This window comes from Nocardia sp. NPDC056611 (assembly GCF_042792755.1).
Classification (GTDB): domain Bacteria; phylum Actinomycetota; class Actinomycetes; order Mycobacteriales; family Mycobacteriaceae; genus Nocardia.
Genome location: NZ_JBHTVV010000003.1, coordinates 973,204 through 986,516 on the forward strand (window position 1 = coordinate 973,204; position 13,313 = coordinate 986,516).

Consider the following 13,313-nt stretch of genomic DNA (forward strand, 5'->3'; position numbering starts at 1 on the left):
GTGCCTGCTGTGGTGTTCACATCGGTGGTATCGGGTTTGCCATTGTCGGTGTTCACGGCGTCCCTCCCAGGTGCGCGTCGAGAATTCGGGCGATGGCCGCGAGCGCGTGCGGTGCGGTCAGTTCTTCGTGGCTGACGTCGATGTCGTGGTTGGTGATGGCACCGGTGATCCAGGGCCGCCAGCCTTCGGGGCCGAAGATGTCGGAGGTGTGCACGGTGGCGCTGAAGTACAGTGCGTCGCCGTGGAAGACGGGCCGCTGGTAGCCGGTGCGGGTGGCGGCGGAGGCGTTGTAGGAGGCGGCCATCCGTTCCAGGGTGGTGGCGTCGACCAGGTCGACCCCGCCCATGCGGTCGCGGATCATGGCGGCGGCCTGCGCGGCGGTGGTGTCGGCGGGGATGTCGGTGATGCCGAAGACGGACCCGAAGGTCGCGACGAAGGAACCGGCGGTGAGCTTGTCGATGCTGTCACCGTCGATATCGGTGCTGTCCGCGTCGAGTAGGGCCAGGGTGGCGACCTCGTCTCCGGTTGCCTCGAGCTGGGCGGCGACGGCGTGCGCGATCAGGCCGCCGAATGACCATCCGAGCAGATGATAAGGCCCGTTCGGTTGGAGTCTGCGAATTTCGGCCACGTAGCGTTCGGCGAAGTCGCCGATGCTGCGGGCGTGCGGTTCGCCGGAAAGGTCCGGTGCCTGCAGGCCGTAGATCGGCCGTCCGGGAGCCAGGGCCTCGGCGAATCCGAGGTAGGTCCAGGCGATGCCGGACGATGGATGGACGCAGAAGAGCGGTGGCTCGTCGCCGCCGGGCCGGATGGGCAGCACCACATCCAGGCCGAGTCCGGGACCGGCTTCGGCGCGCGAGGCGGCCAGCGCGGCGGCCGCCTGCTGCTCGCGCAGTTCGGCCATGTGCTTGCGTTCGGCCTCGGCCGCGAATTCGGCGGCGGGCGAGGTGGCGAAGTACGCCGCGGCGGCGAGCGCGTCGGTCCACAGGTGGGCGAGCATGGTGATCTCGTGCCGGGGCAGCAGGGTCTGCGGGAAGGTGAAGGCGGCCTGCAACCGGTCTCCGGCCACCACCGCGTTGATCTCGATCTCGGCGGTGACGGGCACGTCGGCGTGTTCGGTGGTGCGCAGGTCGCCGAATTCGTCGGTGGGCAGCCAGCCGAGGTCCTCGAGCCCGGCCGGGATGTCGGCGGTGGCGTAGCGGCCGAGGTAGTTGAAGCCGATGCGCCCGGGCACCCGGTGCGGCAGGGCCGCGGCGGTCTCGGGGTTGAGGTAGCGCAGCAGGCCGTAGCCGATGCCCTTGTCCGGCACGGCCATCAGCTGGTGTTTGACGGCCCGGATGGCCGCGCCCATGGCGGGTCCGCCCGCGAAGGCGTCCCGGATCGGGATGTGGGACAGGTCGAGTCGCACCGGGTAGACGGTGGTGAACCAGCCGAGGGTGCGGGACAGGTCCGCGCCCGGCACGATCTCCTGCTGCCGTCCGTGTCCTTCGAGCCGGACCAGTACCGCCTCGGACGGGTCCATGCGCCAGCGCATGACGGCCAGGGCGAGCGCGGCCAGCAGGGTGTCCTCGACGGTGCCGTCGAAGAGTCCGGGCAGGGTGGTGAGCAGGGTGTCGGTGGCCTCGGCGTCGAGTTCGATCTCCACGGCGCGCACCGTGGGGACCCGGTCGACGGCCGGGTCCAGTTCGCGCGGCCCGACCGGCGGGTCGGGGGTGGCGGTCACCTCGCGCCAGTAATCCAGTTCGGCCGTGCGGGTTTCGCGCCGTGCGGCCTCCTCGAGGGCGTGCGCCCAGCGGCGCAGCGAGGTGCCGGTCTCGGGGAGGATCGGGGTGGCGTCGCCGCTGATCTGTGCCCAGGCCGCGATCAGGTCGGGGACGAGGATGCGCCAGGAGACGCCGTCGGTGACGAGGTGGTGGGCGACCAGGATGAGCCGGCCGCGGCGGTCGGCGGGGCTGCCGGGCGCGGGGTCGAGCCACACCAGTTGCAGTACGGTGCCGGTGGCGGGATCGAGGCGGCCGAGTGCGGAATCGGTTTCGGTGATGGCGTATTCGCGCAGGTCGACCGCGTCGGCGGTATCGAATTCGATGCGGTACAGCAGTGCGTCGACGTCGACCGAGCCCGGTTCCCCGATGCTCATCCGCCATTCGCCGTCTTCCTGGGCGAGCCGGGCGCGCAGCGCGTCGTGGTGGTCGACGACGGCGGTGACGGTGGCGACCAGTTGTTCGCGGCTGATCCCCTGCGGCAGTTCCAGGACCGCGGTCTGCGCGAATCGCCGGTGGTCGCCGCCGCGTTCGAGCATCCAGCGCACGATCGGGGTGAGCGGCAGGTCGCCGACGCCGCCGCCGGGCAGTTCCTCGAGGACGACGGTGTCGCCTCCGGCCGCGGCGAGCGCGGCCAGCGCGGCGACGGTGCGGTGTTCGAAGATCTGCAGTGGCGTCAGTTCGATGCCGCGCAGTTTGGCCCGCGACACCAGCTGGATCGCCAGGATGCTGTCGCCGCCGAGGGCGAAGAACGAGTCGTGCACGCCGACCTTGTCGCGGCCCAGCAGTTCGGCGATGATCTCGGCGAGCGCGGTCTCCAGGTCGCCGCTGGGCGCGCGGTATTCGGTCTCGGCCTCGAACACCGGGGCCGGCAGTGCGCGCCGGTCGAGTTTGCCGACGGCGTTGAGCGGGATGGCGTCGAGCACCACGAAGGCCGAGGGCACCATGTAGCCGGGCAGCCGGTCGGCGGCGTGGGCGCGCAGGTCGGCGAGGTCGATCTCACGGCCGGGTTCGGGCAGCAGGTAGGCGGCCAGGGCGGTGGCCCCGCCGGGGCCGGGAACGCCGAGGGTGACGGCGAATTCGACGCCGTCGGCGGCGGACAGCGCGGCGTCGATCTCGCCGAGTTCGATGCGCTGTCCGCGCACCTTCACCTGGAAGTCGGTGCGTCCCAGGTATTCCAGGCGCGGTTCGTCGAGGTAGCCGGTCCAGCGTACGAGATCGCCGGTGCGGTAGAGCCGTTCGCCGGGCCGCCCGTACGGGTCGGCGACGAAGCGGGCGGCGGTGAGGCCGGGTCGATTGTGGTAGCCGCGGGCCAGCGCGTGCCCGGCGAGGTACAGCTCGCCGGCGACGCCCATGGGGACCGGTCGCAGCCGGTCGTCGAGGACGAGGGTGGCCGCGCCCCGGATCGGCGCGCCGATGGTCACGGGCTGCCCCACCACCAGCGGGTCGGAAGCTGTTGCCCAGATAGTGAATTCGGTGGGACCGTACAGGTTGATCAGGGTGCGCCCGGTGGCCCAGCGCGCCACCAGATCCGGCCCGATGGCCTCGCCCGCCACGGCCAGCACGCGCACGCTGGACACGGCGTCCGGGTCCAGGGTGGCCAGCGCCGACGGCGTGATGACCAGGTGTGTGACCCCTTGGGTGGCGATGAGTTCGGTGAGCGGTTCGCCGCCGAACACGTCGGGCGGGGCCACGATGGCGGTGCCGCCGGATCCGAAGGCCATGAGCGCTTCGAAGGCGGAGGCGTCGAAACTCGGTGAGGCGACCTGGAGTACGCGGCAGTGCTCGCCCAGCGCCAGCTGTTCCCGTTGGGCCCGCACCAGATCGGCGATGCCGCGGTGCGATACGGACACGCCCTTGGGTGTGCCGGTCGACCCGGAGGTGTAGATCAGCCACGCGGGCTGGTCCGGGTGGCTGCGCATGGCGCGAACTCGCCCGCCCCCGAGCGGGATTCGCACGCTGGAGGCGGCCGGGTCGTCGAGCACCAGCCAGCCGATCCGGTCGGGCAGCGCCTCGAGGTGCGCACCGGTGGTGAGCCCGAGCACCGCGTCCGAGTCGGCGAGCATGTGGTCGATGCGGTCGAGGGGGTGGCGCGGGTCGATGGGCAGGAACGCGGCCCCGGCCTTGGCGCACGCCCAGATCGCGGTGATGAGTTCCGCGCCGCGCGAGAGGGCCAGCGCCACCACGGTTTCCGATCCGGCTCCGGCGGCGGAGAGTTGCATGGCCAGCCGCTGCGAGGCGGTGTCGAGTTCGCGGTAGGACACCGCGCGCCCGTCGGCGATGATGGCCGGGCACAGCCGGTGCGCGGTGGCGGCGGCCCGGAACACCTCGGCCAGGGTGGTGATTCCGCTGGTCCGGGGTCCGCGCACCGGGACCAGGGCGGCGCGTTCGGCGAGGTCGAGCAGTTCGATGTCGGAGAGCCGGATGCCCGGGTCGGCGGTGACGGCGGTGAGGACGCGCCGCCAGCGGGTGACCAGTCGCGAGGCGGTGGTCTCGTCGAACAGGTCGGTGGCGAAGGTGAGGGTGCCGTCGAGTCCGGCCTCGTCGAAGCCGGGCAGCGGGGCGCGCAGGTCGAAGGTCAGGTCGAACTGGGAGGCGTCGCGTTCGATGGGTTCGACCTCGACCCGCAGGCCCGGGAATTCCACGGTGGGCGGTTCGAAGTTCTGCAGCGACAGCGAGACCTGGAACAGCGGGTGCTGGGCCGTGGATCGCGGCGGGTCCAGGACCTGCACGAGTCGTTCGAACGGCACGTCGCCGTGCGCGAACGCGTCCAGGTCGGCGGTCCGGACCTGCGCCAGGAAGTCCCGGAATCCCAGGGCCGGGTCGACCGGGGTGCGCAGCGCGAGGGTGTTGACGAACATGCCGACCAGGTCGTCGAGGGCGGCCTCGCCGCGCCCGGCCACCGCGGTGCCGATCAGGACGTCCGGGGTGCCGGCCAGTCGGGACAGCAGCACCGCCAGCGAGGCGTGCAACACCATGAACAGGCTGGTGTCGGTGGCCGCCGCCAGGGCGGTGAGCGCTTCGTGGGTGCCGGCGTCGATGCGGAATTCGAGGTCGCGGCTGTGCAGGCTCTGCACCGCGGGCCGCGGCCGGTCGGTGGGCAGCTCCAGCACGTCCGGTGTCGAGGCGAGACGCTCCTTCCAGAACCGGACCTGTTGTGCGGCACGGGATTCGGGATCGTTCTCGTCGCCGAGCAGTTCGCGCTGCCAGATCGAGTAGTCGGCGTACTGCACCGGCAGCGGCGGCCGTTCGGGCTCGGCGCCGTGGGTGCGAGCGAGGTAGGCGGTGACGAGGTCGGTGGCGAGCGGCGCCATGGAGGCCCCGTCCGCGCTGATGTGGTGCACCACCAGCACCACCACGTGTTCGGCGGGTTCGCCGGGGCGCGGGGTGAGGCGCAGGACGTGCACGCGCAGCGGGGCTTCGCGGGTGAGATCGAAACCGGTCCCGGTGTTCTCGGCGATGGCGGCGTGCAGGTCGGGGCCGTCGTCGGTGTCGGCGAAGCTGATCTCGGGGGCCGCGGCGTCGGCGCTGAGCACCACTTGGCGGGGGCCGTCGGCGTCGGCGGGATAGATGGTGCGCAGCGATTCGTGCCGCGTCACCACGTCGGCGACCGCCCGGCGCAGGGCGTCGACATCCAGTTCGCCGGTGAGGCGCAGGGCGGCGGTGATGTTGTAGGCGGCCGAGTTCGGGTCGAGCCGGTTGAGCACCCACATGCGTTGCTGGGCGGGGGACAACGGGATCCGGTCCGGCCGGATGCGCGGGGCCAGGGTCGGCAGGCCGGGGAGTTCCGCGCCGGGCACGATGCGCGAGGACAGTTGTGCGACGGTGGGCGCGTCGAACAGGTCGCGCAGTGCGATGGTCGCGCCGAGGGCCGCGTTGACCCGGGCCACCACGCGGGTGGCGGTGAGGGAGTTGCCGCCCAGTTCGAAGAAGGACCGGTCGATGCCGACCTGGTCGGTCTCGAGGACGTCGGCGAACACCTGGGCGACGGCGGTCTCGACGGCGGTGCGCGGGGCGAGGTACCGCTGGTCGAGGGTCGCGAAATCCGGTGCGGGCAGGGCGTTCCGGTCCAGTTTGCCGACAGGCGTGAGCGGCACGTCGTCGAGTTCGATGAGGTAGCTGGGCACCATGTAGCCGGGCAGCGCCGCGGCGATGCGGGTGCGCAGCAGTTCGGTGTCGAGGCGCTGTCCGGCGGCGGCGACCACGTAGGAGACCAGCACGGTCTGCCCGCCGGGGCCCGGGCAGCCGAGGGTGGCGGCGTAGTCGACCTGCTCGTCGGCGGCCAGCACGGCGTCGATCTCGCCCAGTTCGATGCGCAGGCCGCGGATCTTGACCTGGAAGTCGCTGCGCCCCAGGTATTCCAGTTCCAGCTGGGTGCCGTCCGCGGTCTTGACCTCCACCCAGCGCACCATGTCGCCGGTGCGGTACATGCGCGCGCCGGGCGCGGTGAAGGGATTGGCGACGAAGCGGGCCGCGGTGAGCCCGAACCGGTTGAAGTAGCCGCGGGCCAGCGCCGGCCCGGCCAGATACAGTTCGCCGGTCACCCCGAGCGGCACCGGCCGCAGCCAGCTGTCGAGCACCAGGGTGGCGGCGCCGCGCACGGGGGCGCCGATGGTGATCTGCTCGCCGGGCCGCAGCTCGCCGGGGCCGGTGGCCCACACGCTGAATTCGGTGGGCCCGTACAGGTTCACCATGCGCCGTCCGGCCGACCAGGCCGCCACCAGTTCGGGTCCGGCGGCCTCACCGGCGACCGACAGGCAGGTCAGGTCGTCGAGTCCGGCGGGGTTCATGGTGGCCAGCACCGACGGCGTGATGACCGCGTGCGTGACCCCTCCGGTGCGCAGCAGCTCCTCGAGGGCGTCGCCGCCGTAGACGTCGGGCGGCGAGATGACCAGCCGCCCGCCCGCGCCGTGCGCCATGAGCAGCTCGTGCACCGAGGCGTCGAAGCTGGGCGAGGCCACCTGCAGGGTGCTGGAGGTCTGGTCCAGATCGAGCAGGCTCTGCTGGGAGGCCACGAGATTGGCGAGTCCGCGGTGGCTGAGCAGCACGGCTTTCGGTTTGCCGGTGGATCCGGAGGTGTAGATGAGGTACGCGGTCTGGGCGAGGTTGATGGGCCCGCCGCGTTCGTCGTCGGTGATGTGCGCGTCGGAGACGGTCATGACGCGCCGGATGGTGTTGAGGTCGTCGAGCAGCAGCCAGTCGATGGTGCCGGGCAGGGTCTCGCCAACCGAGCACACGGTGACGCCGATGGGCGCGCGCGAGTCGGTGAGGATGTGCTCGATGCGTTCGACCGGATAGTTGGGGTCCAGCGGCAGGAACGCCGCGCCGGTCTTGGCCAGCGCCCACACCGCGACCACCGATTCCACCGACCTGGTCAGGGCCAGTACCACGAAGGTCTCGCGACCGACCCCGCGCCGCAACAGGACTCGCGCGAACCGGTTGGACCAGGCGTCGAGGTCGCGGTAGGTCATGGACACGGCGCCGGAGCTGATCGCGACGCCATCGGGGTTGGCGCGCGCGCCCGCGGCGAGGATGTCGGGCAGGGTGCGCAGCGGGGTGGGCGCGCCGCCGCGAACCGGCACCAGCTGCGCCCGCTCCAGGGGGTCGCAGTGCTGCAGCTGCGCGGTGCGGCGTTCGGGGTGTTCGGCGATCTGGTCGAGCAGCAGCAGGAACCGGTCGAGCAGTCGCCGCGCGGCCGCCTCGGGCAGTTCGTCGGCCATGAATTTGACGGTGATGCGCAGGCTTTCGCTGCCGTCGGCGGCGCGCTGCGGGATCACCATCAGGTTCAGCGGGTAGGGGGTGGCGTCGGTGCCGGACACGTCCAGGATTCGCATGCCCGCGATATCCAGTGCCCGCGAGAGGGTTTCGCGGTCGATGGGGTAGGACTCGAACACGGTGAGGGTGTCGAACAGTTCCGGCAGCCCGACCGCCCGGTGGATGGCGGCCAGCCCGACGTGCTGATGGTCCAGCAGCCGCGCCTGCTCGGTCTGCACCCGCGCCAGCAGATCGCCCACGCGCTCACCGGGATCCAGTCGCACCCGCACCGGCAGGGTGTTGATGAACAGCCCCACCATCTCCTCGACGCCGCCCAGCTGCGGCGGCCGTCCCGAGACGGTGCCGCCGAAGACCACGTCGGTGCGTCCGGTGAGCATGGCCAGCAGCAGCGCCCACCCGGCCTGCACCGCGGTGTTCACCGTGGCCCCGGCGGCGCGTACGGTCTCGGTGAGCTGCTCCAGTTTCGCCGTGCCGAAATCGGCGGAGACCATGCCGGATTCGGTGGAGGTGATGCCCGCCAGCGTGGGGATCGCCCGGGTGGGGGAGTCGACCCCGGCCAGGGCCTCGGTCCAGGCGGCCAGCGAGACGGCGTCGTCCTGTTCGCCGAGCCAGGTCAGGAATTCGCGATAGGAGTGCGCCGGGGTCTGCGGGATCTCGTGCCCGGTGACCGCGGCCAGATAGCCCGCGAGGAGTTCGCGCACCACCAGCGGCGTGGACCAGCCGTCCAGCGCCAGATGGTGATTGGTCATCAGCAGCGTGTACGCCTCGGCGTCGGTGCGGATGAGGCTGAAGCGCAGCAGCGGCGGCCGGGTGAGATCGAAACGGGTGCCCGCGTCCACCGCGATCAGGCGCGCCAGTTCCCGCTGCCGTTCCGCCGGCTCCGCGATGCCGGTGAGATCGATGTCCTGCCAGGGGATCTCGGCCTGGCCGAGCACCAGCTGCCGGGGCCCGTCGGGGGTCTCGACGTAGGCGACGCGCAGCACCTCGTGCCGCTCCAGCAGGGCCGCCGCCGCGGTGCGCAGCCGCCCGGAGTCGACGCGCCCGGCCAGGTTCAGCTGGGTCTGCACGGTGTAGCCGTCGGCGGTGTCGGTGTCGTAGCGGGCGTGGAAGAGCAGGCCGTACTGCAACGGTGACAGCGGCCAGACCTCGGTGAGGTCGGGGTATTCGCGTTCCCAGGCGTCGATCTGCGCCTGCTCGACGGCCACCAGCGGGAAGTCCGAGGGCGTGTGCCCGCCCGCCCCGGCGCGCCGGGCGTGGGTGACCAGCGCGGTCACCGCCAGCCCCCACAGCCGCGCCAACTCCTCCACCTGCGCGGCGGACAGCACCCGCGACGCGTAGGCCCAGGTCACCTCGAGTCCGGCGGCGGTGTGGAAGGCATTGATGTCGATGACGGCGGCCAGCGGCGCGGCGTCGTCCTGGGTGGCGGCGAATCGGACCGGTACCCACGGGGTTTCCGCACCGCCGGGATGCTCCACGCCCGCGCCCGTGCGGCCGAGATAGTTGAAGCTGATCTGCGGTGTGGGCGCGCCCTCGAGTTCGGCCGCCGTCGCGGCGTCGAGCCGGCGCAGCATGCCGAAGCCGACGCCCTTGTCGGGGATGGCCCGCAGCTGCTCCTTGACTGCCTTGAGCGCCGCGCCCGCCGCGGGCCCGCCGTGGAAGGCGTCGTCGAGATCGAGCTCGCCCAGGTCGAGGGCGACGGGGAACACGCTGGTGAACCAGCCGATGGTGCGGGAGATGTCCGCGCCCGGCAGCACCGCTTCCTCGCGGCCGTGGCCCTCGACGGTGAGCAGGGTCCGCGGCGTCTGCCGCAGCTGACTCGAGGCGAGGGCGAGCGCGGTCAACAGCGCGTCCTCGAGTCCGCAGTGGAACCGCGCCGGAATGAGTTCCTGTGCGGCCGTGGCGGTATCGGGGTCGATGAGGGTGCGCAGCTGACCCATGGTGGCCACGGTGTCGAGCTCGGGGTCCAGGGCGCGGGTGCCCAGCCGCGGGTCGGGCGCGGTGAGGACCTCGCGCCAGAAGGGGAGTTCGGTGGCGCGGGCCGGGGCCTGTTCCGACTGCCCGTGCGCCCAGCGCCGGAAGGAGGTGCCGACGGGCGCGAGGGTGCCGCCCGCCCACGCGGTGGCCAGGTCCGGCAGCAGGATGCGCCACGAGACGCCGTCGGTGACCAGGTGGTGCAGCACCACCCACAGCAGGGGCAGGGCCTCGCCGCGGTCGATGAAGACGAACCGGGCCACCACCCCGGCCGAGGGGTCGAGCAGGTCGGCGGCGCGCTGCAATTCGTCCTCGCCGTCGCCGTCGCTGTCGGGTTCGGCGGTGACGGTGTCGATGAGGGCTCCGGCCTCCACCGCGCCGGGCTCGCCGACCCGCCACACCCAGGGGTGCTCGCCGGTGCCGGGCTCGTGGGTGAGGGTGCTGCGCAGCAGGTCGTGGCGGTCGAGCAGGGCCTGGACGCCCGCGGCGAGCTGGGACCGGGCGGCTTCGCCGGAGGCGAATATGTCTTCAGTGTGCGGCAGCGGAATCAGCACGGCCTGAGCGAATCTCGGCCAGGTGTCGCCCTGCTCGAGCATGTCGTGCACGATCGGGGTGAGGGTCACCGGGCCCACCGCCCCGCCGGGCAGCTCCTCGATCACCGGCGCGGTGACCGCGGTGGCGACGGCGGCCAGCCCGGCGACGGTCTTGTGCTCGAACACATCCCGGGCGCGCAGCCCGAGTCCGGCGGTCTTGGCCCGCGCCACCAGCTGGATGGCCACGATGCTGTCGCCGCCGAGGGCGAAGAAATTGTCGTCGGCCGACACCGATTCCACACCCAGCACGGATTCGAATACCGTGGCCAACGCCCGTTCGGCGTCGGTCGAGGGTGCGCGTCCGGCCCGCGGCCCGGATCCGAAGTCGGGTGCGGGCAGCGCGCGCCGGTCCACCTTGCCCGCGGGGGTCAGCGGCAGCGTGTGCAGCACCATCACCACCGACGGCACCATGTGCGCCGGAAGCTGCTGGGCGACGGTGGTTTTCACGTCTTCGGGCGCGACCACCGAATCGGCCGCCAGCACGTACGACACCAGCGCGGTCGCCCCGCCGGGTGTGGTCGCGCCGATCGTGACCGCCATCTCGACGCCCGGGTGCCGGGCCACGGCCGCGTCCACCTCGCCGAGTTCGATGCGGAAGCCGCGCACCTTCACCTGGGTGTCGCCGCGGCCCAGATACTCCAGCTCCCAGCGGCCGGACCGCCGCCGCCAGCGCACCAGGTCGCCGGTGCGATAGATCCGGGCGCCGGGATCGACGGGGCTGGCCACGAACCGTCCGGCGCTGAGCCCGATGCGCTGGTGGTAGCCGCGCGCCAGACCCGCACCGCTCAAATACAGTTCGCCGACCACCCCGGGCGGCACCGGCCGCAGCCACGGGTCGAGGACCAGCGCCCCCACCCCGCGCGACGGCGCGCCGATCGTGATCGCCTCGCCCGGCGTCAGCGGCGCGCTGAGGGTCGCGGTGATGGTCGCCTCGGTCGGCCCGTACCCGTTGATGACACACCGCCCGGCCCACCGCACCGGCAGCTCCGGCGGGCAGGAGTCGCCGCCCACCACCACGGTCCGCAGCCGCGGCAAGGTCTGCGGTTCCAGCGAATTCGCCACCGCCGGAGTCACATTCAGGTGCGTGACCTCGAGCGTGCGCAGCACCCGCGCCAGATCCTCGCCCGCGTAGGCGGCCGGGGGCACCACGCCCACCGTCGCGCCGACCGCGAACGCGACCAGCAGCTCCTCCACCGAGATGTCGAAGCTGGGGGAGACCGCGTGCGCCACCACGGCGTCGGAGCCGACCCCGAACGCCGCCCCGGACCCGGTCACCAGATTCGTCAAACCACGATGGGTGACCGCGACGCCCTTGGGCAGACCCGTCGAGCCGGAGGTGTAGATGAGGTACGCGACCTGGTCCAGGCGCACGGGCGCGGACCGGTCGGCGTCGGTGATAGGAGCGGAATCCGTTGCGGCGATGGTGTTCTCGGTCTCCGGATCGTCGAGGACCAGCCACCGCACCCGGTCCGGCAGCGCGGCCCGCGAGCCCGCCACCGTGACGCCGGCGACCACGCCGCTGTCGGTGAGCATGTGCTCGATCCGGTCGATCGGATAGCCGGGATCGACGGGCACGAACGCCGCGCCGGTCGCCGCGACCGCCCACATGGCCAGCACCGACTCGGCGGAGCGGGGAATCGAGATCGCCACGGCGCGTTCGGGTCCCGCGCCCGCGGCGATCAGCACCCGCGCCAGCCGGTGGGCGTACTCGGTGAGCTCGCGATAGGTGAAGGCGGTGCCGTCCACCCGCAGCGCGATGGCCGACGGGGACTTCGCCGCGCCCGCCGCCAGGATCTCCGGCAGGGTGTGGGGCCGGCTGCCGTCGCGGCCGCGCGCGGGGGCCAGTGCGGCGCGTTCGGCCTCCGACAGCGCGGTCACCGCGGTCAGCGACTGTTCGACGCCGCCCGCCAGGAAGCGGTGCAGGAAGTCCAGGAACCGGGCGTGCAGTGCCGCGAGTTCGGGTTCGTCGTAGCGGTTGGGATTGGCCTGGAAGTCGATGTGGGTGGGTTCGCCACCGGTGCCCGGATAGACGTTGACGAACAGGTCGTCGATCATGCCCGAGGTCAGCACGTGCAGCTGCCCGGTGACCCCGCCGAGACGGATGCGGGTGTCGGCCAGCATGAGGTTGACGGTCGGCCCGAAGCCGGCGACCTCGTCCATGGCCCAGCCCAGGTCGCGGAAGATGTCCTCCTGCCGGTACCGCTGGCGGCGCAGCGCCGCGGTCAGCTCACCCTGGGTGGCGCGCAGCAGGTCGCCGACGGTGGCGGTGGGGGACAGCGGCAGGCGCAACGGCACCACATTGGCGACCATGCCGCCGGATCGGCGCAGCGTGGCGGTGGTGCGGCCGGACACCGGCAGGCTCAGCACGATCTCGCCCGCCCCGGTCATGGCTCCGACGTAGGCGGCGAAGGCGGCCACCACGACCGGCGCCGGACTGGTGGACTGCGCGGCGGTCAGCGAATCCAGCAGGGCCGCCGTGTCTTCGGGCAGCGCGCCGCTGAGCAGTCGCGGGTGGGCGTCGACCGCGCCGGTGCGCCGCCCCAGCAGCGCGGGCTCCGGCATCCCTGCCAGGTGCTCACGCCAGTAGTCGCGGTCGGCCTGCAGCTTGTCCGAATTCCGGTAGGCCGCATCGGCTTCCACGATGCGTTGCAACGGTTCGGCCTTGCCGGCCGGGACCTCCTGCCCGGTGGCGGTGGCGTTGTAGATCTCCGAGGTGCGCTGCAGCATGGTGAGCGCGCCGACGCCGTCGAGCAGGATGTGGTGGAACCGCGAGTACCAGTACCAGCTGTCCTCGCCCAGCCGCAGCATCACCATGGTGCACAGGCGGTCGCGGGTCAGGTCCAGCGGCGCGGTGTACTCGGCGCGCATCCACTCCTGGGCGGCGGCGCGCGGGTCGGGCGCGCCGGTGCAGTCCACGGTCTGGACGGCGTCGTCGAGGGTGGTGTCGACCAGCTGCCAGGGCAGTTCGTCGATCTCGATCAGCCGCAGGTAGCCGGTGCCGAACTCGCGTCCGGCCCGGCGTGCGGCGTCGGCCAGCAGTTCGGCGTCGATCGGCCCGGTCAGCTCCACGTACTGGGCGATGGAGACGGGGGTGTCCCCGGCCAGCTGCTGGGCGAACCAGATGCCGCGTTGTGCGGCGGAGAGGGCGAACGCTCCCGAGGTGTCAGGGGCCGCCGAGGTGTCAGGGGTGGAGGGCAGGGGACTGCTGAAAGCCATA

The 13,313-nt window shown here is 72.3% G+C and carries 1 protein-coding gene; it reads right to left on the bottom strand.

The annotated features are described in order from the left end of the window. Positions 1 to 52 precede the first annotated feature (52 nt). Entirely contained in the window at positions 53 to 13,312 is a 13,260-nt protein-coding gene (locus tag ACFRAQ_RS21045; RefSeq protein WP_379101959.1) for an amino acid adenylation domain-containing protein, read from the bottom strand. Position 13,313 lies beyond the last annotated feature (1 nt).